Annotated in this window: 22 protein-coding genes and 1 pseudogene; 12 read left to right on the top strand and 11 right to left on the bottom strand. The window is 60.6% G+C overall.

Going from position 1 to position 23,392, the window contains the following annotated elements; all coding sequences use genetic code 11:
• Nucleotides 1-132: 132 nt before the first annotated feature.
• The 6 genes from BV210_RS18370 to BV210_RS18345 are packed head-to-tail and all read left to right on the top strand — an operon-like array spanning nucleotide 133 to nucleotide 10,052.
• Complete coding sequence (locus tag BV210_RS18370) at nucleotides 133-519, top strand: hypothetical protein (protein WP_077208225.1); 387 nt, start codon at nucleotides 133-135, stop codon at nucleotides 517-519.
• A gap of 4 nt (nucleotides 520-523) precedes the next feature.
• Entirely contained in the window at nucleotides 524-1,570 is a 1,047-nt protein-coding gene (locus BV210_RS18365; RefSeq protein WP_253741707.1) for a hypothetical protein, read from the top strand.
• The gene (locus BV210_RS18360) at nucleotides 1,570-3,816 is read left to right on the top strand and encodes a VirB4 family type IV secretion system protein (RefSeq protein WP_084802723.1); all 2,247 of its coding nucleotides are present in this window, start codon (nucleotides 1,570-1,572) and stop codon (nucleotides 3,814-3,816) included. The genes BV210_RS18365 and BV210_RS18360 overlap by 1 nt, the downstream gene beginning before the upstream one ends.
• Nucleotides 3,809-7,660, top strand: coding sequence for a hypothetical protein (locus BV210_RS18355; RefSeq protein WP_077208224.1), 3,852 nt, complete (start codon nucleotides 3,809-3,811; stop codon nucleotides 7,658-7,660). The genes BV210_RS18360 and BV210_RS18355 overlap by 8 nt, the downstream gene beginning before the upstream one ends.
• A complete protein-coding gene (locus BV210_RS18350) occupies nucleotides 7,657-8,550 on the top strand; it encodes a DNA primase (RefSeq protein WP_077208223.1) in 894 nt (297 codons plus the stop codon). The genes BV210_RS18355 and BV210_RS18350 overlap by 4 nt, the downstream gene beginning before the upstream one ends.
• Complete coding sequence (locus BV210_RS18345; protein WP_077208222.1) at nucleotides 8,547-10,052, top strand: primase-associated protein; 1,506 nt, start codon at nucleotides 8,547-8,549, stop codon at nucleotides 10,050-10,052. The genes BV210_RS18350 and BV210_RS18345 overlap by 4 nt, the downstream gene beginning before the upstream one ends.
• 806 nt (nucleotides 10,053-10,858) lie before the next feature.
• On the opposite strand, the gene BV210_RS20505 is transcribed toward BV210_RS18345, so the two are convergent.
• Together BV210_RS20505 and BV210_RS20690 are read right to left on the bottom strand one after the other, a co-directional pair.
• Nucleotides 10,859-11,107, bottom strand: coding sequence for a hypothetical protein (locus tag BV210_RS20505; protein WP_077208221.1), 249 nt, complete (start codon nucleotides 11,105-11,107; stop codon nucleotides 10,859-10,861).
• A gap of 401 nt (nucleotides 11,108-11,508) precedes the next feature.
• Nucleotides 11,509-11,673: a hypothetical protein gene (locus tag BV210_RS20690; protein ID WP_157526159.1), complete on the bottom strand. Its 165-nt coding sequence runs from the start codon at nucleotides 11,671-11,673 to the stop codon at nucleotides 11,509-11,511.
• Nucleotides 11,674-11,688: 15 nt separating this feature from the next.
• Here BV210_RS20690 and BV210_RS18335 point away from each other — a divergent pair, with 15 nt between their 5' ends.
• The gene (locus BV210_RS18335; RefSeq protein WP_084802722.1) at nucleotides 11,689-13,704 is read left to right on the top strand and encodes a copper-translocating P-type ATPase; all 2,016 of its coding nucleotides are present in this window, start codon (nucleotides 11,689-11,691) and stop codon (nucleotides 13,702-13,704) included.
• 142 nt (nucleotides 13,705-13,846) lie between these two features.
• Here BV210_RS18335 and BV210_RS18330 read toward each other — a convergent pair whose 3' ends face one another.
• Nucleotides 13,847-14,614 (bottom strand): hypothetical protein, encoded by a 768-nt coding sequence (locus BV210_RS18330; RefSeq protein ID WP_077208219.1) that lies wholly within the window; start codon nucleotides 14,612-14,614, stop codon nucleotides 13,847-13,849.
• A gap of 201 nt (nucleotides 14,615-14,815) precedes the next feature.
• Between BV210_RS18330 and BV210_RS18325 the strand changes: the two genes are divergently transcribed.
• Together BV210_RS18325 and BV210_RS18320 are read left to right on the top strand one after the other, a co-directional pair.
• Complete coding sequence (locus BV210_RS18325; protein WP_077208218.1) at nucleotides 14,816-16,033, top strand: RNA-guided endonuclease TnpB family protein; 1,218 nt, start codon at nucleotides 14,816-14,818, stop codon at nucleotides 16,031-16,033.
• A gap of 287 nt (nucleotides 16,034-16,320) precedes the next feature.
• A complete protein-coding gene (locus BV210_RS18320; RefSeq protein ID WP_077208217.1) occupies nucleotides 16,321-16,524 on the top strand; it encodes a hypothetical protein in 204 nt (67 codons plus the stop codon).
• A 55-nt stretch (nucleotides 16,525-16,579) separates the two neighbouring features.
• Here the strand turns inward: BV210_RS18320 and BV210_RS18315 are convergent, their stop codons facing one another.
• Nucleotides 16,580-16,777, bottom strand: coding sequence for a heavy-metal-associated domain-containing protein (locus BV210_RS18315; protein ID WP_077208216.1), 198 nt, complete (start codon nucleotides 16,775-16,777; stop codon nucleotides 16,580-16,582).
• A 259-nt stretch (nucleotides 16,778-17,036) separates the two neighbouring features.
• On the opposite strand from BV210_RS18315, the gene BV210_RS18310 reads away from it, so the two are divergent.
• Both BV210_RS18310 and BV210_RS18305 read left to right on the top strand, forming a co-directional pair.
• On the top strand, nucleotides 17,037-17,411 hold the full coding sequence (locus BV210_RS18310; protein ID WP_077208215.1) for an SHOCT domain-containing protein: 375 nt from the start codon (nucleotides 17,037-17,039) through the stop codon (nucleotides 17,409-17,411).
• Between the two features lie 9 nt (nucleotides 17,412-17,420).
• The gene (locus BV210_RS18305) at nucleotides 17,421-18,818 is read left to right on the top strand and encodes a permease (RefSeq protein WP_077208214.1); all 1,398 of its coding nucleotides are present in this window, start codon (nucleotides 17,421-17,423) and stop codon (nucleotides 18,816-18,818) included.
• 187 nt (nucleotides 18,819-19,005) lie between these two features.
• Here the strand turns inward: BV210_RS18305 and BV210_RS18300 are convergent, their stop codons facing one another.
• The 7 genes from BV210_RS18300 to BV210_RS18270 all read right to left on the bottom strand — a co-directional run bounded on the left by BV210_RS18300 (nucleotide 19,006) and on the right by BV210_RS18270 (nucleotide 22,808).
• Nucleotides 19,006-19,761, bottom strand: coding sequence for a plastocyanin/azurin family copper-binding protein (locus BV210_RS18300; protein WP_077208213.1), 756 nt, complete (start codon nucleotides 19,759-19,761; stop codon nucleotides 19,006-19,008).
• Nucleotides 19,748-20,161, bottom strand: a complete 414-nt coding sequence (locus tag BV210_RS18295; protein ID WP_253741705.1) for a thioredoxin family protein — start codon at nucleotides 20,159-20,161, stop codon at nucleotides 19,748-19,750. The genes BV210_RS18300 and BV210_RS18295 overlap by 14 nt, the downstream gene beginning before the upstream one ends.
• A gap of 103 nt (nucleotides 20,162-20,264) precedes the next feature.
• Entirely contained in the window at nucleotides 20,265-20,618 is a 354-nt protein-coding gene (locus BV210_RS18290; RefSeq protein WP_077208212.1) for an SHOCT domain-containing protein, read from the bottom strand.
• 5 nt (nucleotides 20,619-20,623) lie between these two features.
• Entirely contained in the window at nucleotides 20,624-21,040 is a 417-nt protein-coding gene (locus BV210_RS18285) for a DUF302 domain-containing protein (RefSeq protein WP_077208211.1), read from the bottom strand.
• A gap of 95 nt (nucleotides 21,041-21,135) precedes the next feature.
• Nucleotides 21,136-21,489 carry an SHOCT domain-containing protein gene (locus BV210_RS18280; RefSeq protein WP_077208209.1) on the bottom strand — a complete coding sequence of 118 codons (354 nt, stop codon included), beginning with the start codon at nucleotides 21,487-21,489 and terminating at the stop codon, nucleotides 21,136-21,138.
• Nucleotides 21,490-21,546: 57 nt separating this feature from the next.
• On the bottom strand, nucleotides 21,547-21,894 hold the full coding sequence (locus tag BV210_RS18275) for a hypothetical protein (protein WP_077208208.1): 348 nt from the start codon (nucleotides 21,892-21,894) through the stop codon (nucleotides 21,547-21,549).
• Nucleotides 21,895-22,214: 320 nt separating this feature from the next.
• Nucleotides 22,215-22,808 (bottom strand): MarR family transcriptional regulator, encoded by a 594-nt coding sequence (locus BV210_RS18270; protein WP_077208348.1) that lies wholly within the window; start codon nucleotides 22,806-22,808, stop codon nucleotides 22,215-22,217.
• Between the two features lie 329 nt (nucleotides 22,809-23,137).
• Here BV210_RS18270 and BV210_RS20065 point away from each other — a divergent pair.
• Nucleotides 23,138-23,392: pseudogene (locus BV210_RS20065) on the top strand (sulfite exporter TauE/SafE family protein); the annotation flags it as partial.

Raw genomic sequence — 23,392 nt, 5'->3', positions numbered from 1 at the left:
TGTGCACTCCTAGAGCACGGACTATGTCTGGTCACTCTATCCGGATGCTAACTGTATGAATAAATATATATTCAGGACAAATAGAGAGACGTAAATAAGTATTAAATTTCTCTCTCGCTGACTGTACCGTGTATGGACACCTTCCCGATTGCTGGCCGAATCATTAACACCAAGTTATTGTTCGGACTCACCGCCCGCGAAGTCGGTGAGGTCCTCATCATACCGTTCCTCGCACTGGGCATCGCCCAGAGTTTGGGGTTTACTGGCACGCTGTTTCTCATCGCCGGCGGCATCGGCCTCTCGGTTGGCAGTATCATCCTCCTCGTCGCCCCTGCCGGCCAGCGGCCGATCAGCTACGCCCGGGCAGCCGCCGAGTACTATCTCTCGTCGAACGCCTACTACAACCGCCGGACCCGACCTGCGGCCGAGACGCCCGTCGTGCAGGATGTCGTCGGGGTCCGGCAGGACGGCCTGGACCTAGAGACGATCGAGACGGTGGACGACACCGAATCGAGGTAACCTCATGGGCCAAGCATCCACCGACGAGGCACCCGACGGAACAGATTCCGACGCCGACGAGGCAACGAGATCGACCACCGAGACGGCTCAAGCCAGCACCGACGGTTCCGAATCGAGCGAGTGGTCGCCACCGGCCGAATCCGAATCGACCGAGACAGCGCCACCGGACGGTGTGACCCTCGGACCGGACCGGGACGACATTCCTGCGGACCCACCCACGTCCGATCTGGAGATCCAACGGGCACTCGATCGCTTCCTCGACGACATCGAGACGGACCTCCCGACGGCACGTGAACGAGCGCGGGCTCGCGATCACGTCGCCCTCGAGAACCGGCTCGGGGAGTCGACGACCACGCAGGCGAAACTCGGCTTCGAGTACATCCGTGACGACGGCATCGCCGTCGATGGGGACAGCTACATCGGCCTGTTGAAAGTCCATCCACAGAACTGGCTCTCCCTCAGCGACGAGGCCAAACGCGAGACGATGAGTGCGTACATGTCGTTCCTGATGTCCCTGGAGTTCAGTGTCGCCGTCCCCTGCTATCCGAAAACGTTCGACCTCACGGGCCACCTCGAGCGATTCTATACAGCCGGTGCGAGCATGGCCTCGCGGGGCCAGTCGCCGATCCTCCAGTATGGCCGCAAATTCTACATCGAGTGGGCCAACACGAACATCGAGGACGAGGACCTCAAGCAACGCGATTTCTACATCGTCACACGGGTCGAAGCCGACCAGGTCACCAAGGACCTCGAGAGCGGGAGTGTGTTGAGCCAGCTCAGTTCCCTGCCGGTCGTCGGGACTGCCTGCTCGCGCCTTCTCGCATCGACACCATTCGGAGACAGTCACGAGGCGGCCCGGACGGAACTCTGTATCAGAGAAGTCCGCCAGCGCCAGCGCCGGATCACGAACAAACTCGGGCGGACGGACGTCTCAATCGAACGGGTCACCGACCGCCAGGAAACCATGGAAATTCTCTATCACTACTACAATCACGTCGATCCGGCCTTCGAGGAGTTCACCCACGCAACGCGAACGGAGGGGGAGTCCTAATGGGCAAGCGATTGGACCGCCTCCGGGCGACCCTCCCCGGAGGAAGCGACGAGCAATCCATCGACGATATCGACGATATCGACGACGAGACGTTCGACCAGGTGACGGCGATCCTCGAAGCGAACGGTGACGACCTGACGAAGGAGAACATCCGTCAGCAGGCCCAGCATCTCCTCGAGATCGAGGACGTCGACGAGGGGCAACTCCGGCTTGGCGTCGTGCAGGACGACACCGAGCAGGCCCTCGCCGATCGGGACGTCGTCGCACCGCGCCAGTTGCAGGAGGTGTCGAAGCTCTTCGAGTCGGGGTACATGGTCCGCAACGACCAGTTCGTCCGCACGCTCACCATCCACGGCTACCCCGAGCGGGTGCCGCTGGGCTGGCTCGAAGACCTGTATACCACGAACGACCACGTCCGCGTCACCCAGCATATCGAACCGCGCGATACGGGGTCAGTCCTCCGCAAACTCCAGAAACGCCTGACGCAACTACGGGCCCGCCTCCACAAGAAAGACCAGAAGAACCAGACCGACACCCACGAGGTCGAGGCCGACCGGGACATGGTCAAAGACCTCATCTGGGATATCATCCTCGGGGAGACGAAACTGTTCGATTTCGCGATCTACATCGAGATTATCGCCGACACCGAGCAGGAACTCGACGACGCCACCGAACGCGTCATTGAATCACTCGGGACGACCAACGCGGAAGCGGTCACGCTCGACAAACGTCAGGTCGAGTCGCAAGACGCACTTGCCCCGCTGGGTTCGGACCCGATCAAGGCCACCCAGCTCATGCAGGAGACCGCAGTGGGAACGATGTTCCCGTTCATCGAGCCAGCGGTCGCCGATCCGGAGGGTGTGTTCTACGGCTTCGACGGGACGAACACACCAGTCTTGCTCGACCGCTACGAGCTCTCCTCCTATTCGAAGGCTATCGCGGGCAAGATGGGGTCGGGGAAGACCTTCGCCGAGAAACACGAGATGTACCATCGCCTGATGATGGACCCCGACATCGAGATGCTCGTCCTAGATCCACTCGGGGATTTCGTCGACTTCGCGAACGATCTGGGTGGGCAGGTGATTCGCTTTGGCGGGCAGAACACGGTCAACCCGCTCGAAATCCGGCGGGGGATCGACGACGTCGCGGACGATCCGTTCAAGAAGAAGTTCCGCTCCGTGATGGAGCTGTTCCGCACCCACTTCTCGGCGGTCGCCGACCAGGCGCTGAGCAAGGAACAGGAGGGGATCCTTCGGCGGGCGGTGCGCCTGGCCTATCTCAAATACGGCATCACCCCGGATCCGGCGACACACGAGAACACGAGTCCGACGATGCAGGACGTCCTCGATATCCTGCACGCACTGACGGACGGGCACCAGCCCTCGGACTTTCTCGACCTGCACGCAGATGCGGATCCGGAGCGGGTCCGCCCCGAAATCAGGCAACTGGAGACCCGGTTCAAGGAGGCCGACGAACAGTACGCCTACCAGCTCCTGCTGGGCCTGGAAGCGTTCCAGCAAGGCGGGGAGAACGACAACCTGAACGGCCACACGAACGTCGAACTCGACAATCGCCTGGTCGTCATCGACATGTCGATGTTCGCCGACACCGGGCAGGCGCCGCTGTTCATGCACGTCATGTTCGACTGGATCTACCAGCGCGCCCAGAGCAGCGACCGCCGCACGCAGGTCACCATCGACGAGGCCCACTACCTCCTGCGTCGGGCCGCGACGACGGACCTGATCGACCTGTTCATTCGCCACAGTCGCCACTTCAACACCGCAATCACGCTCATCTCGCAGACGGTCGACGAGTTCATCGCCAAATCCGACAAGAAGTCCGAGGAGGCCGTCGAAAAAGCGCGCAACGTCTACAATCTCTGTGATATCAAGCAGATCTTCCACCACGAATCGGTGAGCGACGAGATGATCGACTTCCACGACCTGACCGCCTCGGAACAGAATTTCATCGCGACCGCCCAGACCGGCGAGGACGGCGGCTATTCGGAGTGTCTGCTGGCCGTCAACGACTGGACGAAATCACTCTCCCTGCACGTCAACGAGTACGAAGTGCACGTCCTCGACGACGATCTCGACCCGTGGGAGTATCTCGTCGACCAGCGCTACATCGACGCCGACGACGTTGCCTATCTCGCGGACACAGGTCGCATCGACGACTACGACATCCCCGCCAAGCTCCTCGAACAGGCCGGCGTTCAGACAGCACCTCAGGAAGCCAATGACTGACACACGTCGCTACGTCCGTGTTGAACCGGCACGAGAACGAGTCGAGCCGGCGGATCTCGTCTCCCGGCTGGCCGGGTTACGGAAACTCCGGAACGACTGGCGGACCAAGTACGACCCGCGGAAGAGTCCGCCTACGTTCGAGTTCCTCGCCCTTTCGCGTGGCGAGGATGCACCAGTCCGATTCTATCTCGGTGTCGACGACACGGATCTGCTCCCGGTCATCGAATCGGAACTGCAGACGGCCTATCCGGAGAGCTACGAGATCTCCCAGGAGTCGGTCGACCTTTCGGCGGCGCTGTGTGGCGAGGCCACTGACGTGACTGGACCACCGAACGCGGATGAAGAGCCAGCCGAGGGCGGCGCTGCCGAGGACCCGGACCTCTCCCTGTCAGACCGGACACCGCTCGCCGCCCGCTGGCAGGGGGTCGGCGAGCGAAGCCGGGATTGGATGACACCCCTCACACAGTACTCAAGCGTTCATCCGGAGAGCAGCGGGGACGACAGCCCGTCACGGGCGCCGCTCGCGACGGCCATCGAGCGACTCACCGACGCGACGGCACCGACCGTCCTGCAGGTGTTGTTCACGCGGTACAGCAACTGGCAGAAAGGGGCCGAAAGCCGGAAGAAACAGATCGAGACCAAACACGACGGGTTCCTGCAGTCGGCGAAGACCAGTCTCGTGGATCTGGTCTACGGTGCCGATGAGGAGCGCATCCGCGATCGCCGGCGAGGGCGTGATCCGCCACGCGTCGGCGAGAGTGCCCAGCCAACCTCGAGTGCGGGCAGCGGTGAGGTCGCCTCGCGGCAGGCGTTGATCGACCAGAAGGGCCCATCCAAGACGTTTACCGTCAACCTGCGTGCGGTGTCGGTCCTGCCACCGGATCCCGATGACGACCTCGAAGCCCAGGCGACGACGACCATCGAGACGCTAGCTAATGCGTTCAACCATCTCGATGGCTACTTCTACAGCCTCGAGGGAAGCCGCGTCACGGAGGGGCTGACCGACATCCGGGATCCGGCACAGAAGACACTGGAGCGGCTCGTCACCCGCTCGTTCACCCAGTCGTTCAGGGGCAAGCGGCGGTCACAGCTCGTGTTGAATGCGGACGAACTCGCGAATTTCGTGGCCGTCCCCAGTGCGCAGGCACTCACGACCCAGGGCTCACGTGGCGCTCGCGGGAAGGAGCGGCTCCGGCAGCCACTTCCCCTGCCGAACCCGGATCTCCTCGACGCCTTCTCCGGCCCGGGCATGACGATCGGCAATCCGCTCCGCAATCTGAACGACCCGCTGGACGAGCCGGTCAGCATCCCGCCGGAACTGCTGACCACGCATTACATGCGGGTGGGCGCGTCGGGCAGCGGGAAGTCGGTGGCGACACAGACGGATATGCTCTCGCTACACGAGCACGTGCCTGGGCCGACAGTCCTCTTCGACGGCAAGGGTGACGGGATGCCCGAAAATTACATGCGCGCCCATTACAAGCGGTTCGGGACACTGGACGACGTCTACTACTTCGACGCGCCGGAGACGCTGCCGGCGGTCTCGTTATTCGACATTCGCCCGGCGCTTGCGATGGGGCGCTCTCGTGACAAAGCCATTCAGGACAAAGTCGACCACTTCCACGAGATTATGCGGCTCATCCTCGGCGAGGAACGCCACGACGATGCGTTCGTCTCCAAGAATGTTCTGACCTTCCTCATCAAGGCTCTGTTCGACGAGGAATATGGCGCGGACGCGTTCAGTCTCGAGACGCTGATCGAGGCCGTCGAGCGCATGAGTAGCGACCGGATGTTACCCGAAGTCCACAGGGAGAACGATCACGTCGCACGGGCACTGCTCCAGAAGTGCCAGCTCGACGAGTCCGAGTTCCAGAACATCATGGGTGGGGCGGCGAATCGGCTCAACAAACTCGTCGAGTACGAACCCGTCTACCAGATGCTCAATCAGGTCCCCGAATGGGATTCTGATGCCCAGGAATACGTCGGAAACGCGTTCGACTTCCGCGAGTTCGTCGAGGAGGATGCCGTCCTCCTGTTCGATCTCGGGCAGTTGCACACCGAATCCGAGCGTGCCCTGACGATGATTCTGTTGAGCAATCTCTGGGACGCTGTGGGGAACCGTCGCGGCAGTGGCCAGTCGCTGCAGGGTGGGCAGCCCGCAATCGACCCATCTGCCGGCGACCCGATGGTGAACCTGATTATCGAGGAAGCTTCGCCCATCGTGACAACCAGCCTCATGTACGAGGAGTTCATCCCACAGGGGCGGTCGTTCGGCGTGAGTCTCGGGCTCCTTCTCCAGTTTCCCGAGCAGGTTGCAGATCTCAGCACCGGCGACAGGCCGTACACGGAGCTTCTGAACAACGTCGAAACGAAGCTGGTCGGCAAAATCTCGACGGATGACAGGCTCGCGGAGGCGATGGCCTACGAGGGGATGAGTCCGACCGAGTTCCGGAATCGTACGACGCGCTTGCCGAAGGGCGAGTGGATCGTACAACTGCCGGATCCATGGTTCGGGAAGACGGGGCCACCACCGTTCTCACTCTTCTCACGGCCGGTTCCGCCGGGGCATCCGGAGAGTGAGAACCCGCTGTCCGACGACGAGCGGCATCTCTTCCTAGAGCAGGCGATCCCACGGGTGCGGCGGCGAACGAACACGGAGTGTAGCCTGCCAGGGCAGTCGTGGCAGCTCACCAGGGATGTGGCCGAGACAATTCTCGGCGATATCGGTGCCGATCCCGACGAGATCGCTGCAGCCGACGCGAATGAGCGCACAGCAGACTCTGGCACGGCTGGTGATGGGGAAGCACCGGATGCCCCATTCTTTGGCGCGGACAGCACGAGCGACGACACAGGCGCCGTGACGGACGGCTCGGGATCAGGGGCCGACACGGACTCTGATTCGGCATCGAATGCGGAGCGAGATATCGGAAGCCCGCCACAGTTCGGCGCCGCGGGGGACGACTCACCGGCAGCCGGACCGGAGCAACCGGACACGCCTTCTGAGTCCGCACCGACAGCACCACAGGAGGACACCAACGAGACTGTAGCTTCCAACCCTGACGATCAACGGGACGAGGCGACAGCGGATGCAACTCGCTTCACCGAGGCCACGGCGGAGATTCCCGATGCGACGCTCCGCGAGGAAGGCATCACCCGGGACGAAGCTGCGTTCCTCGGCCTCGTCTTGGATGCGATGAACCACCAGCTCGAGGGGTATTCACTCCGGGAGGGCATGACCGACTTCGACGACCCGTTCTCCGACCTCGATCTCGAGCGGCTCACAGAGAAGGGATTCCTCGAAGAACATCTCTCGTTCCGCCAGAAGTACTACACCGTGCTGCCTGACGGGCGAGCGTTCCTCGATCGGTCACTCGATTGCAGTCCGGGCGTCGGCGATCTCGGCGAAAAGACACCTCACAAGGCGGGCGTGGTCTTCCTCGAGAGCTGGCTCCACCAGCAACACGAGGCCGTCGAACGCACAGAACGATACTTCGCACACGATACGGACGCGGTCTTCGATGTGGCCGCGTTCGATGCCGACGACGACCTCTGCTGGGTTGGAGAGGTGGAGACACAGAGCAACAATTTCGAGGCCGTGCGTTCGGACTACGAGAAACTCGCGAACGTCGATGCACAGGCCGTCTGGGTCTTCGAGAATCGGGCACTGTGCGTCGAGGTCCTCGAGGGACTCGTCGACGCCGGCCGGATCGAGCTCTCGCTGACCGCGAAGCAAAAACAGACCGTCAGCGCGCTCCGAGCCGCGATTACTGATCACGATTTGGCCGGGATGACGGCCCTGAACACGTTCCGGAGTCTGAAAACGGAGGTCGATCAGGACTCGTGACGCCCGCCTGGCGGGAAGCGACGCGGTCGGAACTGCACACCTACTACACGGACACGTTTCCAGCGGCTCTCGACGCATTCCCGACCTTCCTCTCCGTGGCCGGCCCCAAACAGTACGCCATCGCCTTCCGTAGCGAATACCCGATCCGGTCAGCGGACGCACCCGATCGGTCGTTCGTTCGCCGGGACACCTGGCAGACCACTGCGTCCGGCGACCGCACTAACCAGCAGTTCGAATCTATGGCGGCCCTGCTGGAGTTCATCCAGTATCCTGCCCGGGCCGATCCGGCGCAGGGGAGCGAGTACGCCCTCGTCGATCCGGATCTCGTCGACCACCCGGCGCCCCGCCCCGACGCAGTCTACTTCGCCCTCGATCACTGGGAGCGGCCCTGGCTACTCGCCGTCGATATCGACGCGAAAGACATCGCCGCCCAGCGTGCTGGCGCTGACACTACCGCCGGTGGAGTCGCCGGCATCGACAACGAGCAACTCCAGGCTGCGGGCATTCTCGACAGCCCGCCCGAGGGCTATCCCTACACGTTCGCCGATATCGAGCAGGCCCTCGAGTATGGCTTTACCGTCCAGGAAATCTTCGCGGACGATTTCGAGGCCGCGGAGACGCTGGTCGTCTACTCGGGGCAGGGTTGTCACGTCTATCTCCTCGATACCGACCGTGAGCACCGCTACGACGAACAAAGCCGCGAGGTCATCAACGACCTGCTGCTCGAGGAATACGGGATTCCCATCGACCCCGTGGTCACGGCCGATCGGCGCCGTGTGATGCGGCTGCCGTACTCGCTACACGCCGACGTCTCTCGCATCGTCCAGCCTATCAGTGATCCGGATTTCGACTTCCGGACGGAGGCGACGCCAGCGTTTCTCGAGTCATGAGCCGAGACACACCTGTAGATGACGAGTACACAGCGTATCGGGTGGCGGCCCTCCCACGGGATGAAGGGGCGTTCCAATTGCGGCAGTTGTTCGAGCGTGGGTATCAGCGCTGGTCGGTCGATGGTGAGCAACAGCCAGAGCAGTTGCTCGCCGATGTCGAACGGTTCACCACCGATGCGTTCGCGCCGAGTACGCGAGACGCGGCAGCCAGCCGTCCCTATGTCGACGATCCAGGCGCGCTTGCGGTCCTGAGTACACTCGGCGCGATCTGTATCATGGCCCATCCCAAGCTCGAGGCGACGCCACCGCGCCGGCTCGCACTCCTGGGTGATCTCCGCGAACTGTACGTGAACAATATCGCCTCGCTCGTCCGCGAGTACGAGGGGTGGGCGCTCCACCAGGAGATCGCCGAGACGCTCTACGCGAAAGAGCCCGGCGAGGATGGCGTCCACCCGGGAAGGGTCTGTACGGACGTGACGACACGCCCCGAGGGCAGCGAGGCGTATTATCTCGAAATCCCACTCGTCGCTGCTTCCCGAAAGTGTCTGGCCCGTGCGGATGCCGAGGGGGACCAGCAGGGCAAGATTCAGGCACACGTTGCGGACAACAACCTCTACGTTCCTGTGTCGGATTTCATGGTGAAGTACCGCGAGTACGCGGAAGACGCGTTCGACCGACTCCTCACAGTGCAGGATGAGACGCTCACTGCCGAGCAACGGAGTTGGCTCACGGCGAACGAATCCGCGATCACCGACCGTATCGATCGGTTCTTCGAGGCCGGCCAGACCCATCGCGTATGGACAAACTGGAGCCGGGAGACGCGGAACCTGCGCACGATCATCAACGCAGTCGCCGCCGCAGACGATGACGTCGCCCAGCTCGGTGCGACCCAGACGGCACGCGATCTCTATGCGGCACTCGACGCCTACGAGCCCGAGCGACCCTGGGAGCAACAGGCCTGTCAGGCTATTTCGTCGCCACGAAGTCTCGGCGCGATTCTCTCACAGAACCGTGAGCACTCGAGCGTCAGCGTCGAGGATGCACGGTTGAATCGCTACACTCTGACGGCGTTCAGCGACGGTGTCCGCCCGCTCCACGTCGACGACCTCGAGGATCTGTTCGAGTTGCCCTGTCTGGCCGCCATGGACGAACGACTTCAGGAGCAGAAACCGGTCCGAAAAGACCTCTTCAATCTGGTGCGGATGGCGTGGTGGCTTCCCCAGTACCAGGACGCCAGTACAGCCGAGTTTATCAGTGATATGAAGGACCTGTTCGCGCGGTGGCCCTGGTACGACGAGGCGGAGACCGAGTACCAGATCCGCTACGAACTCGACAACGAGATCGACGGTGAGAATCCCCTCCCGATGCATTGTTCGAACGATGATATGCAACGGTACTGTATCGGGCGAGACCAATGTCCCTATTCGATCTATGGGAGTCTCCCCTTCCCGGACGACCTGTACGAGCAACTCGATGAGTCGTCTCACTCACAGCCGATGTGAGTGAAAGTGCAAGCCATTCCATATTGATCTCGACACGTCTTTTCGGATCGTCTCCCGGTGTCGATCGTCAGTGAGGGAATTTCAGAAGAAAACCCAGCTCTAGCGGTGGTTCGTGGGCTATTGGTCTTGTTTCGACCCTTCTCTAGAGCTGGATCGGCCACGTAGACAATCCAGCCACAGGGTGACTCAGTGTTAGTTTTGATGTCGATCTCCATAAGTACTGTTTCCAGCAGTCTCGGCGCCTCTTCGGTCTCATCCTCAGCCCAATTCGAGTAACTCACTTTCTCAGGCTGTATTCAACCGGTTCAAATCAGCCCTACGCGTCGTTCCGTGATTCTACAGCCGTTATCTTGGAGCCCGCACCTTGAGATTTGCCCAAAGGAATAGGAAGGAACGAGCGGTGGAGTCAGTGTTGTGCAGTAACGAGCCATATGGAGACACGAAAACCGGTGTGGGCCATAGAGCTATCAGTTTGAGAAAACCAGGATTTGGATTTGACGAGACGCCGAGTGAGCACGCGAAGGACCCAACTGGGGGACGTTCAAACAGGAGGGAAGGTATTGGTACAGGGACCACGCCCCATTTCGAACAGCCTTCGTTGGTGTATCAGCTGCCAGATGATTTGGCCAGACGATGGCGTGGTCCCATCGATCACTTGCGGTGCCAAACGTCAGTGCCGAGTCACGCCAGTAGCAGATCACTTTCACAGGTGGTGTGTATAGCGTGGCGTACGCGTTTTCTCCCATTTCTGAAGAGGTAGGCTTCCGCGCTGTTACTGCTGAGAATTAGCTGCTCAGTGTGCGTGCTTACCGAGTTGCGAAGTGATAGAGGGGAACGAACCCAGGGACCAAGAAGGGAAACACGATGGCTCCATCGATGGCCGACTCTGTTCTCGCGATCCCTATGATTCCCGCCATCGTGACGATGAAATATCCGACACATGCCGCAAGGAGACCGGTTCCTATCTCGAGTGCCCAGAAGACGACTCCGAGAACAAGGATGCCGATCTGTCCCCAGGCCCCAAACCGTGAGAGCATGGTCGGCGTTATGTCCATAAGTGATCGTTCTCTGCAGTGAGTGATTACGGTTCTGTATCGATCAATAACCATTTCTGGCAATTGTGGTTCTCCCTATGCAAGATACGCGCTTCCTATTTCGCACGGGCGCTATCGACCTCCCCACTTTCTGCCAGAATCGGTGTGAGCAATACAGAGTATGGATGCAGCATGGTTGGTATCAAGAGCGGGTCTGAAGAGATGACTCACACGGATAACTCGAAATGTTGTTCTCTGGGGCTCAAATTCCAGACTGGGGCTTCGGAGTTACTGAAATCATTCTAGGAGGCCCCACACCCATCACCCTCGGTACCGTACAGATCGAGTACTGAATTCTCATGGACGACCATCATCACTCAGCAGACGACGAAGAAACCCACTCTCACCAAGACGACCAACGTTCAGAGAGTGACGAGCCGGTACCCGACGCAGAGGAGTCCCGTACGGAGCAGTCGATGCTCGAAGATGAGGCAGCCGATGCCGACGACGTCGAACGGGAAATTGGGGACACGCATGATCATCAGATGGGACACGGGGGCGGAGGCTCGGAACACGGCGACGGTCATGGCGACCACGGTGGCATGCACGAAGGCCATGAACAGATGTTCCGTCGACGATTCTTCGTCTCCACACTGCTCTCGATTCCCGTCCTGCTGTACAGCGAATTCCTCCAGGCGCAACTCGGCTTCTCAGTCCCGGCATTCCCTGGCAGCGAGTGGATCAATCCGGTCTTCGCGGTGATCGTCTTCGCCTACGGCGGTGTGCCGTTCCTCAGGATGGCAATCCCCGAGATCAGGGACCGATCGCCGGGAATGATGACGCTCATCTCGATGGCCATCAGCGTCGCGTTCGTCTACAGCCTCGCCAGCGTCGTCGTTCCGACGACGTCGGCGTTCTTCTGGGAACTCGTCACGCTTATCGACATCATGTTGCTGGGCCACTGGATCGAAATGCGGTCGGTCCGGCGGGCCTCGAGCGCACTCGACGAACTGGCGAAGCTGATGCCCGACACTGCCGAACGAATTACGGAGTCCGGCGAAACGGAAGAAGTTCCGGTGAGTGACCTCTCGGAAGGGGATCTCGTGCTCGTTCGTCCAGGCGCGAGCGTGCCTGCCGACGGCGTCGTCGAGGAGGGCGATTCGGACGTGAACGAAGCGATGATCACCGGCGAGTCGAAGCCGGTCTCGAAGGAGCCCAGCGACGAGGTTATCGGCGGGACGGTCAACGGCGACGGCAGTCTCCGCGTGCGGATCGACGCGACGGGCGAGGAGACGACGCTGGCGGGTATCATGCGCCTCGTCGATGAGGCCCAGAGCAGCAAGTCGAACACGCAGGTGCTCGCGGATCGCGCCGCAGGCTGGCTGTTCTACGTCGCCGTCGGTGCGGCCCTCGTGACTGGCCTCGCCTGGACCGTCGCGACGACGTTCGACGTATCGGTCATTGAGCGAGTCGTCACGGTACTCGTCATCGCCTGCCCACACGCCCTCGGACTGGCGATTCCGCTGGTCGTCGCGATCAACACCTCGCTCGCCGCCCGCAATGGCATGCTCGTCCGCGACCGCATCGCGATGGAACGGGCTCGCGAACTCGACGCGATCATCTTCGACAAGACGGGGACGCTCACCGAGGGTGAACACGGCGTCGTCGGGATGGAAACTGTCGACGACGTCACCGACGAGGAGGCACTCGCACTCGCCGCCGCGGTCGAGGGCGACTCAGAGCACATGATTGCACGGGCTATCCGGGAGGCAGCAGCTGAACGAGACGTCGATGCGCCCGACGCGACGGACTTCGAGGCGATGAAAGGTCGGGGCGTTCGGGCGTTCATCGATGGGCAGGAGATCTACGTCGGCGGTCCGAACCTTCTGAACCATCTCGACAGTGAGGTTCCCCCGGACCTCGCCGCATTCGCCGACGAAGCCGGTGAGAACGCACAGACCGTGGTCTATCTCGTCCGCGAGGGTAACCTGATCGCCGCGTTCGCGATGGCGGACGTAATTCGCGAGGAGTCATACCGCGTCGTCGACGCGCTCCACGAACTCGACATCGAGGTGGCAATGCTCACCGGTGACTCTCAGGACGTGGCCGATGCAGTGGCCGACGAACTGGGCATCGACACGGTGTTCGCGGAGGTACTCCCAGAGGACAAGGACACGAAGGTCATGGAACTCCAGGACCAGGGCAAACTCGTGGCGATGGTCGGCGACGGCGTCAACGACGCACCGGCATTGACGCGAGCAGACGTCGGGATCGCCATCGGGAGCGGGACGGACGTCGCCGTCCAGTCGGCCGACGTCATCCTCGTGCAGAACAATCCGTTGGACGTCGTTCGGTTGGTGAAACTGAGCAAGGCGAGCTACCGGAAGATGCAGGAGAACATCGTCTGGGCGGCTGGCTACAACGTCTTCGCCATCCCGCTCGCTGCTGGTGTCCTCGCGCCGATCGGTATCCTGCTCTCGCCGGCCGTCGGCGCTATCCTGATGTCGCTTAGCACTGTGATCGTCGCAATCAATGCCCAGCTACTCCGGCGAGTGGACCTTTCGGTTCCGAGCCTTCCGGGTGTGTCTCCATCTGCGGATGCGCGACCGGCTGACTGACTGTCTGAAGTACCGGGCAGACACTGGCAATCCCCGGACGAACAACACGAGGCACCTGCGTCGGACACTCACGGTCGCAGTGGTCTCGTATCCGGAATGCAGTGGAAGTACTCGCCGGCAAATTGCGAAATGTCCCCGCGGTTTACGTACTGGAACGGATGTCGTGGGCGGTCGTAATCAGGTTCCCGTCGGGTTTCGCCTGGAAAAACAACCGGTATTTCCCCGGGGTCGGGAAGGTCGCGACGAACTCGACCCGACCGCTGTCCGAGTTCGTCTCTTCCGGATGGACGTGGACGTACGCGAGGTCGCCTTCACGGAGGCCGACGAGATGACCCAGCGCACCTAAATACGGATCAAGACGAGTGACAGGCGCACGATCACGCCGGATTTCGAAGGTTAGCCTCGTGGGTCTGGTCGCGACGGCCTCGTCAGTACTGAGTTCGACTGTGTACTCCTCGACGGTGGCACGCCGGCCTGCGTCCGGTTGGGGCTCCACCACTGTTGAGCCGTCTGCGAAGAGGTCGAAGCCGAGTGTGAGCGGTCGTCCGTCGATCACGACGTCGATGAACGCCCGGTACACGCCTGGTTCAGGGAGGGTGAACCCCTCGACGCGCCACGTTCCGTTATCTTCGAGCGTCGGATGGAGATGCTGGAATCGAGTTAGGTCGCGTCGGACGACAATCAGATGGCCACGCTGGTCGTGGGCCTCCTCGAATGCCGTTTCGACCGAGCCATCTTCCCGAACGACTCGGAACTCCCAGTCGGCGGAATCGCCCGGTGTGAAGTGAGTGGATGACGGGGCGAACCGATAGCCGTTTGCGGCGACTGCCAGTCCACCGACCGTTGCATGTCCAGACGGTCCGTATCCCCTCGGGAGGCTGTGAGAGTCGTGCTCGATGTGGTTTCCCATATACAGATATGCCCAGTGCTGGAGGTACCGTTTTCTGCGACTCACAATCGGGACGGAGTCCTGCTGGTCGTCGGTTGGACCCGCCTACGTTCAAACTAGGTAGCAAGGCGGATTCCCCGCCCCACCGTGGGCGGGGAGGAAGCCGACACCCGCTGCCACAAACCACGATCTATTAAGTACCACTACCACCTATTGAAACTCGTGGGAGACGACTACCTGAGGCGCACCGCAATCACCCGCCCTACCCTCACCGACGAGCAGAAGCAACTGCTCGATACCACCGTCAACGAGTGGCAAACTGCCTGCAACATCAGCAGCCAGATCGGATGGGAACACGGTGAAACGCGGAAAACCTACCTCCAAAGTCTCGCCTACGACATGGTACTGGAGGAGACGCGTCTCGGGAGTCAGCACGCGGTCCTCGCCACCCACCAAGCCGCAGCCGCACTCCAAGGTGTTGAAGAACTCGAAGACCTGGACGAGGAGTACAAGACTTCACGGCCGGAGTTCACCGCCGAGACGGTGAAATATGACACCCGGACGATGACACTGTTCGACGACGGGACAGTCTCGCTCTCCACTGTCGATGACCGCATTCGGTGTGACCTCGCGTTACCGGACGACAAAGACGGCTATCAATACCAGTACCTCAACGATGATGACTGGGAACTCACTGAATCCACGCTCACCCGACGCGATGGAGACTACTACCTGCACCTTGGGTTCCGCAAACCGAAGCCCGAGAAACAGGTCGAACAACAGGGCGACGACGAGGACAGGACAGTTCTCGGCGTCGATCTCGGCATCGTCAACATCGCCACCACCTCAACGGCGTACTTCGCGTCCGGCAGAGAACTCAGACATCGACACCGGGAGTTCGAGCAGATTCGCAGCAGTCTCCAACAGACCGGTACGCAGTCCGCCCACCGTACCATCCAGCAGATGAGTGGCAGGGAATCCCGATACGTTCGAGATGTCCTACATCGGGTGGCCAACGACATCATCGAGGAAGCGGTGGCACACGACTGCGAGTACATCGCGTTCGAGAACCTGAAACACATCAGGGAACGTGCGCCCCCAGTGAAGGAGTTCCACCAGTGGGCGCACCGCCAGCTCGTTGACCTCGTGGAGTACAAGGCGGAAGAGGAGGGCATTTGTACGGAGTACGTCGATCCGGAGAACACGAGTCGGCGGTGTCCCGAGTGTGGACACACGAGCGAAGGGAACCGCGTCAGGCAGGCGACGTTTGAGTGCGGGAAGTGTGGTGCGACGGCGAACGCGGACTACGTTGGAGCGAAGAACGTTGGGTGGCGGTACGTCCGTCGCGGCCTCCAGTCGTCGCGGCGGACGGGCGACAGTCAACTCGCCCTGAAGTCAGGAACGGTGACGCCGAACCGGGGGTTTGTCCCATCCGACTAACCACGGTCGGCAGAGGCCGAGTTCACTGACAAGCCCCGCGCCACCGTGCGCGGGGCAGTTGACTCCCGACTACAGGTACAAATGGAAATCTGTCGTCGGCCGCCGTTCATTCTCGCTGAGCTCTCGGCTCAGTTCCTACCCTGAAATTGTAGGCAATCCATCGACCCACGTTTGTACCAACGTACGACTACGATGTCTCTCACAGAGTCCGCCTCGAAGATCAGTCACCTGACGGAGTACCACTCGATAGTCAAAACGAATTCAAGGTTCGCCCCGAATGTACACGTATGTCGACGACCGTTAGGACCCCTGATGCTGACCAGTCCTGCACCTACTGTGGCTCCCGGATATTCGACCACGACCCGATCTGCGTGCGCGATTGCACCGACGATTGCGGGTCACCGGAGTATTTCTGTAACTACGCCTGTCTGTCTGCCCACATCGAGGAGAACGAACTCACGACGGGAGATGCCTGCGAGTGGTCGCCCTAGTGAACGTGTCTGCCGGGTCGGACGAATTGTACCGACGATGGTGAACGGATTCGGATCAGGCTGACGCGTCGTATCCCGCGTCTTCGACCGCCGCGACGAGTTGTGCCTCGTCAGCGTCACCGTCGACCGTCACCTGCTCGGCGTTCCTGTCGACGTGTGCATCTCTGACGCCCGTGACGCCTTCGAGCGCCTCTTCGACGGTCTGTTCGCAGTGCTCGCAGGTCATCCCTTGGACCGTGAGTGTTGGACTCATCGTACTTCGAGAAACGGGCTTGCGGCCTTTCTCGATTACGCCTTCGTATCCAAAGCACCACCATGCCGTGATTGGTCCGACTTCGAGACGATAATCCGCTGTGCAGCCCGACACAGTCGTACGAGAAGCGATTGGGGCCTTCGAAAACCCCCGGTATCGTGGCTGATAACTTTGTATTCTGAAGGACAATCGCATTGAGTAATGCACCCGTTTCTACAACTAGAACTCGAGTAACTCGCTCTGCTCGGGGGTGAATACGATGGCAGGAAACACAACCGACCGACAGCTGGGCTGGATCGTCGTCGCAATTATCGCAGCCCTCGTCATCATCCCGACGTTCGGGATGGGCTTTGGCATGATGGGCACCGGACCGATGATGGACGGAGCCTGGGACCACGGCATGTGGGACGGGACCGGACAGGTCCCAACCTGGATGTTCGTCGTTGGCGCGATTATGCAACTCGGCTTCCTCGCGGTCCTGATTACCGGTGGGTATCTCGCGTACAAGGCACTCATAAATCGGGACGGATCGACTGATCCGGCCATCGAGGAGCTTCGGACGGCCTACGCACGCGGCGAGTTGACCGATGAGGAGTTCGAACAGCGACGAGAACGGCTCGAACGAGACGAATAGGTACCACCAATGCAAGCGACAGTCACCACCCAGGTGATCGAAGCGCTTCGAATCGGTGTCGGCTTCCTCTGGACGGCGGCGTGGGCGATCATCATGGGACTCGTCATTACCAGTCTCGTCCAGGTCTACGTCTCGAAAGAGCGAATGGCCGCAGTCCTCGGAGACGGCGACGCCGTAGGAATCACGAAGGCAACCCTCTTCGGTGCCGCGAGCAGTGGCTGTAGCTTCGGTGCCGTCGCCATCGGGAAGGGCCTGTTCAAGAAAGGCGCACACGTCGTCACCTTCCTCGCGTTCATGTTCGCCTCGACGAACCTTATCGTCGAACTCGGGCTGATGATCCTCATTCTGCTGGGGTGGGAGTTCCTGGTGGCCGAGCTTCTGGGCGGTGTGATCCTCATCGCGGTCATGGCAGTGATCGTGCACCTGACGCTTCCGGAGACCCTCTTCGACCGCGTTCGGGAGGAACTGAACGAACGCGACCACGATCACGGCGTCACCGAGGACCCGACCTGCGGGATGGAAGGCAAAGACGAGTACTCGATCGTCACCGACGGCGGTGAGACGCTCAAATTCTGCTCGGAAGGGTGCATGGAGACTTACCAGCAAGCGGCAGCCAGTGGCGGCGGGTGGCGCGACGAACTCCTGTCGTGGGGTGGCTGGTACAAGGTGGGTAACCAGTACCGCAAAGAGTGGTCGATGCTGTACAAGGACGTCATCGCGGGCTTTCTCATCTCGGGGTTCGTCATCGTGTTCGTCCCGCAGTGGGTGTGGAACGCACTGTTCCTCCAGGGCGATAGCCTGGTGGCCAGCGCGGAGAACGCAGTGATGGGCGTCGCCATCGCGGTCATCAGTTTCGTGGGCAGTATGGGCAATGTCCCGTTCGCCGTCGCACTATGGGGCGGTGGCGTCAGCTTTGCCGGCGTCATCGCGTTCGTCTACGCCGACCTAATCACGATCCCCGTCCTCAACGTCTACCGGAAGTACTACGGCTGGAAAGTGATGGCCTACATCCTCGGCGTGTTCTTCGTGACGATGGCCTTCACCGGCTTTCTCATGGAGCAGCTGTTCGACGCCCTCGGAATCGTGCCGGACCTGACAGGGGGCATGACCGCGTCCGAGCAGACGTACTTCGAACTGAACTATACGTTCTATCTAAATCTCATCGCGTTCGCGCTCTCCGGATTTCTTCTCTATGTCTACCGCCGTGGACTGGGCGCGCCAGGGCAGTATCGCGATCCGGTCTGCGGGATGCGGACGGTCGAAGAGGGACCGACCGCGACCCACAACGGCGAGACGTACCACTTCTGTTCCCGGAGTTGTAAACGAGCGTTCGAGGAGACGCCGGAGAACTTCGCGACGATCGAGCCAGTCGCTGATGCGGGGTCCGGGGGACACGACCACCACTGACAATGTCCAGCCATGTCACGCGCCTCCTCCCACGGCTAAAGCCGTGTGCTTCCGTGCTGGTACTTCTGTGACCTCCACCACAAATAGAACCGCTCAGATTTTGAGTCCGTAGTATAAAATCTCTCAGGACACTTCTATCGTAACTTCTGGACGCCTGCGTGGGGAATCGTCGTGGGCTTCCGGTAGTTCAGTTTTCTTGCTTCTCAACTAATCGCTCACGACGCTTCTGGAACTCTTCTTCGTCGATCTCGCCTCGTGCGTAACGGCGTTGGAGGGTTTCCATCGCGGACTGATCACGCCGGGACGGAGCGTCACCTCGACCCAGTGCCCAGTACAGAAGTCCGCCGACCAGCCCCAGCACTCCGAGTGCCCCACCGACGAACGGCAGCCCACCGACCCATCCATCGTTTCGGCCGTTCATCATCCCCGGGCCAGACCCCATTCCGGGACCCATCATTCCACCATCGGAGTTCCCGTCATCTCCGGTGCTAGATCCATACGCAATCGCGCCCTGCTTGACGATCGCGTCGCTCTCGGGCACGTCACCGTCCGGAATCGGGCTGTCTTCGGCTGGACCGCCGCGGCTGCCGACGACGATGCGACCGACCATCCCGGCCGACTTGTGCGGAATGCAGTAGTAGTCGTATGTGCCCGGCTTCTCGAACGTATGCTCGAACTCTCCCGACGAGATGGTCCCACTATCGAATGCGCTGGCGTCGGATGGAATCCGGTTCTCGTAGGCCGTTGCCGAGTGTGCACCGGCCGCGATCTCGAAGCGGACGGTCGTGCCGGGTTCGACGTGGAGCCCGATCGGGTCGAAGTAGTTGTTGCCCATCTTCACGACGGGCGTCTCCTGTGCGCTCGCTGGCTGAGAGAGGCCTGTGCTGGCGACTGCGCCGGCACCGAGCACTCCCAGGAACTGACGTCGATTATAGTTCGTCATGTGGTTTGAATTGGTCTAGTGGTCGATATTTTCGCACGACATCGACGAGACGTTGGACGAGTCCAGACGAGTGTCCGGTCGCGCACTCAATGGCCGACTCGAGGTCGTTCCGCTCGACGATGCCGATGAACTCGGCGGTCTGTTCACCGTTCGCGTAGACGAGTGTCGTCGGCGTCTTCCGGACGCCGTACTCGTCGGCCCGTTCCAGATCTTTCTGGATATCGACCTCCCGGAACTCCACGTCCGGATACTTCTCCTCGATCCCGTCGTTTTTCTCCCGTTGTGTTGCGCATGCTCCGCACGCTCTCGGGTGAAGAGGATGACCCCGGTCACATCGTATACTACGGTCTTGTAACTTAACCACATTACTGTTCGGAATCGTAAGCCGAGAGAGCTCCATCCCTTCGATTCGAAAGCGCGGTCACGCAGTGGTGATCGGGAGTAGCATCACGAATTCGATCACACAGGCACGAGGATACGCACCTTGGTGCGTACTCGTTGGCTCACTCCGACCGTTTGAGTTTCTCGCGGCGGGATTCGAATTCTTCGTCAGTGAGGTCGCCACGAGCGTATGCCGTGCGGAGCTCCTCCATCGCCGGATTTCGAGATGTCTGCGTTTCGCTCGTGCGCCGGAAGACGAGGTAGCCACCACCGAGGAGGATGAGGAGAAAGATGAGCGGCATGAGCATTCCGACGAATGGCCACCATCCACCAGTACCGCCATACTGGCCCATCATCCCGCCGTACCCCATCATTCCGCCGAAGCCCATCCCCATCGTGAGCACGGGCAAGACAATGATTGCTCCGAGGATGAGGAGAACGATGGTTGTGGTATCGAGCTGGTTCGATGAAGACATCGAGATCAGGCCTCCGACGTGGATCCGAGTTCGTCGGTGACGGCCGAGAGAACACGCTCGAAACGCTCGGTGACCTCGGTCGCGATGGAGTCGAGTGAATCGTTGCCTGCGATGCCGACCAATTGCTGCGGATCGACGGCACTCACAACGATATCGCCGTCATCGGTTTCGTAGACGATGACGTTACACGGGAGGAGTGTACCGAGTTCGATTTCTTCGGTCAGTCCCTCGTGGGCCAGCGGTGGATTGCATGCACCGAGAATGCGATACTGGCGGAATTCTTCGCCGAGTTTCTCCTTGAGCGTCGCCTGGATATCGATGTCACAGAGGACGCCGAATCCTTCGTCTTCGAGCGCTGCGATTGTCGTGTCGACGACGTCGTCGAACTCGCCAGTGACTGACGTCTGTATTGTGTATTCCATGTAATATTATACCCCGTCCACGGGGTTAACGGTTGGGTGCCGCAACGGCGGGCGTTGGGAGTGTGATGTATCGGCTGGAACAGCAACTGTCCCAGTTATCCGGTGCGTTCGAGCTGGTTTCGCCGTCGATCGAATTCGTCGTCCGAGAACTCCCCGCGGGCGTAGCGCTCACGGAGAACCGACAGCGACTGCTCTTCGTTCCCACCGGATCCTCGGTTGCGGAGCGCAGAGACGAGGTAGAGCGGGACGGCGATGAGGAGCCCAATCCAGAGGAGTCCCCAGAGCCCCATCGCTCCGCCGAAGAGGCCCCAGCCGCCGCCCATCATGCCCCCGCCGTAGCTCCCACTACCGTGGGCAGCAGCCGTTCCAGTCGCCGCGACCAGCAGCGGGGCGGCGAGCATCGCGAGTCGACGAGCAGTGCGTCCGATGTGAGTGATGGGTTGCGTCATAATCTTGCGTTGGTGAATCGCGGTGTTCAATTGGAGCGATCGAAACGGTCAGGGCCGTCAGCAGTGGCCCTGCCCGTACATCCCGCCGTCGTGGTATTCCTCGTCAGCCCCATCGTGGTACCCGTCGTTAGCTCCGTCGTGGTATTCCTCGTCAGCCATGTCCTGGGCCATCTCGTCGACGGTTACACCCATGTGCGACTCCACCCACTCGACGCTACCAGGGCCCATGTGTTCGGTCATCTGCGTCTCCATCCAAGTGGCCCATTCATCTGCGGTGGCATTGTCCGTGGGCGCGTCGTCAGCAGTCGTGTCGTTGCCGTGTGCGCTGACCACGGGGGTGGCGAACGCAAGTCCGACGATCGCGAGCGCCACGAGCAGCCACCGGCCGAGTTTGAAGTTGGTCATTGTCTTTCTCCTCGGTTACTCGTAGGACTGCTCGGGAGTTATCGACGTGGGTGTGAACCCATGCAGGAGAACGTTCGAGACCGTTTATAGAGCGCTCTAAACGTTTTTCAGGGATAGGATCGTTCATCCGGCTCGAATTCGCCGGATTGGCACTGGACCCTTCTCACGGGACAGAACCATGACCACACGGACGGCAGTGTGAACGATCCGAAACCAGGTCATTCGACGTATTCCACGACACGTGCCATCCTTGCATCGAGATTGTGCAGGTTGTGACAGTGGAACAACGTCTTGGGGGCTGGACTCGTGGGAACGGTTCACTAGCTCGCCTGTTTCCCTTGTAGGTTGTCACTCGGATAGATACGATACGTCCGCCCTTGGCGCTCGCGGTACAGCAGGCCGCGCTTCTCGAGAGCGCTCACCGTCTGACTGACCTTGCTCTTCGAGAAGTCCGAGCGGTCCCTGATTTCGATCTGTGTGATGCCGGGCGAGGAAAGAACTGGTTCGAGGATACGGCGTTCATCATCCGGCAAGAGGTCCAACACGCGAGCCTGTGGCTGAGCCTCTGGATTGATATCCCCTGCTGATTGGGTGTCTCCCTCCGGTGATTCGACACTCTCAGGATCGGTCGGGTTCGTCATCTCCATCTGTGAGCGGTCGGGTCCGTCTGTGCTAGTGAGTTCGTCCCGCACCACGAGATACCCGCCACCGATGACAGCCGAGACGAGAAGGGTTCCGAGGACATACCAGAGCGGATTCGTTCCGTGAACCGCTCCCATCGACGAGCCCATCATCGAACCCATCTGCTCGAAGGCTTGCTGTTGCTGGTACGTTTGCCAGGTGAGCACCCCGCCGACGATGATGACGGCAGCGACCAAGCCACCGACTACTGTATCTGCTCGCCGTCGATTCATCTTCCCCACCTGGATCCGCCAACGTACTTGCTCATACATGAGGGTTTGTGAGGCATCGCTGTACCAGTTGTGATTGACAAACGCAATATTCGGGGCTGCCTGGCCACGAAACTCGATATCACGATGCGGTGTTCAGTGATTTTCATGGCTCTGGGACGACCCCGTCTCCGAGACCTGTGGGTGTTGCTGTGCGAATTCGGAGGGATGCTTCTCGAACGATCTGCTTTTTTGACATCCTCCTCCGCGTGAACGCGAAGGAATCCTGAGCGTTGGGATATTACGGGCTGAATCGAAACCAACTACACAGTACGAGTGGTACCTTCTAATCTATGCTGGCTCTGCCAGCCGTGAGTATGATATCAGCAGTTCTAGTACAACTGAGTGAGATCGGCATCGCGAGTGGCTACGGACTCGCGGTGTTTTTTCTGATTGGCCTCCTCGGCGGTGCACACTGTATTGGAATGTGCGGACCGCTCGTCGCAACCTACGCCGAGCGTATGGAAACCGACGACCGCTGGTCGGGTGCGCTCACCCTCTATGAAGTGCGGCAGCACACGCTGTTCAACCTCGGCCGGACGATGAGC

Source organism: Halorientalis sp. IM1011, from assembly GCF_001989615.1.
Lineage (GTDB): Archaea > Halobacteriota > Halobacteria > Halobacteriales > Haloarculaceae > Halorientalis.
The sequence above is the reverse complement of the archived record's forward strand: the minus strand, read 5'-3'. Positions and strand labels throughout refer to the sequence as shown.

Excerpts from the sequence above, each read along its gene's own strand:
- BV210_RS18370 (WP_077208225.1), top strand. The coding sequence starts at position 133 with ATGGACACCTTCCCGATTGCTGGCCGAATCATTAACACCAAGTTATTG.
- BV210_RS18365 (WP_253741707.1), top strand. The coding sequence starts at position 524 with ATGGGCCAAGCATCCACCGACGAGGCACCCGACGGAACAGATTCCGAC.
- BV210_RS18360 (WP_084802723.1), top strand. The coding sequence starts at position 1,570 with ATGGGCAAGCGATTGGACCGCCTCCGGGCGACCCTCCCCGGAGGAAGC.
- BV210_RS18355 (WP_077208224.1), top strand. The coding sequence starts at position 3,809 with ATGACTGACACACGTCGCTACGTCCGTGTTGAACCGGCACGAGAACGA.
- BV210_RS18345 (WP_077208222.1), top strand. The coding sequence starts at position 8,547 with ATGAGCCGAGACACACCTGTAGATGACGAGTACACAGCGTATCGGGTG.
- BV210_RS20505 (WP_077208221.1), bottom strand. The coding sequence starts at position 11,107 with ATGGACATAACGCCGACCATGCTCTCACGGTTTGGGGCCTGGGGACAG.
- BV210_RS20690 (WP_157526159.1), bottom strand. The coding sequence starts at position 11,673 with ATGACCGTCGCCGTGTTCCGAGCCTCCGCCCCCGTGTCCCATCTGATG.
- BV210_RS18335 (WP_084802722.1), top strand. The coding sequence starts at position 11,689 with ATGCACGAAGGCCATGAACAGATGTTCCGTCGACGATTCTTCGTCTCC.
- BV210_RS18330 (WP_077208219.1), bottom strand. The coding sequence starts at position 14,614 with ATGGGAAACCACATCGAGCACGACTCTCACAGCCTCCCGAGGGGATAC.
- BV210_RS18320 (WP_077208217.1), top strand. The coding sequence starts at position 16,321 with ATGTCGACGACCGTTAGGACCCCTGATGCTGACCAGTCCTGCACCTAC.
- BV210_RS18315 (WP_077208216.1), bottom strand. The coding sequence starts at position 16,777 with ATGAGTCCAACACTCACGGTCCAAGGGATGACCTGCGAGCACTGCGAA.
- BV210_RS18310 (WP_077208215.1), top strand. The coding sequence starts at position 17,037 with ATGGCAGGAAACACAACCGACCGACAGCTGGGCTGGATCGTCGTCGCA.
- BV210_RS18305 (WP_077208214.1), top strand. The coding sequence starts at position 17,421 with ATGCAAGCGACAGTCACCACCCAGGTGATCGAAGCGCTTCGAATCGGT.
- BV210_RS18300 (WP_077208213.1), bottom strand. The coding sequence starts at position 19,761 with ATGACGAACTATAATCGACGTCAGTTCCTGGGAGTGCTCGGTGCCGGC.
- BV210_RS18295 (WP_253741705.1), bottom strand. The coding sequence starts at position 20,161 with ATGGAGCTCTCTCGGCTTACGATTCCGAACAGTAATGTGGTTAAGTTA.
- BV210_RS18290 (WP_077208212.1), bottom strand. The coding sequence starts at position 20,618 with ATGTCTTCATCGAACCAGCTCGATACCACAACCATCGTTCTCCTCATC.
- BV210_RS18285 (WP_077208211.1), bottom strand. The coding sequence starts at position 21,040 with ATGGAATACACAATACAGACGTCAGTCACTGGCGAGTTCGACGACGTC.
- BV210_RS18280 (WP_077208209.1), bottom strand. The coding sequence starts at position 21,489 with ATGACGCAACCCATCACTCACATCGGACGCACTGCTCGTCGACTCGCG.
- BV210_RS18275 (WP_077208208.1), bottom strand. The coding sequence starts at position 21,894 with ATGACCAACTTCAAACTCGGCCGGTGGCTGCTCGTGGCGCTCGCGATC.
- BV210_RS18270 (WP_077208348.1), bottom strand. The coding sequence starts at position 22,808 with ATGAATCGACGGCGAGCAGATACAGTAGTCGGTGGCTTGGTCGCTGCC.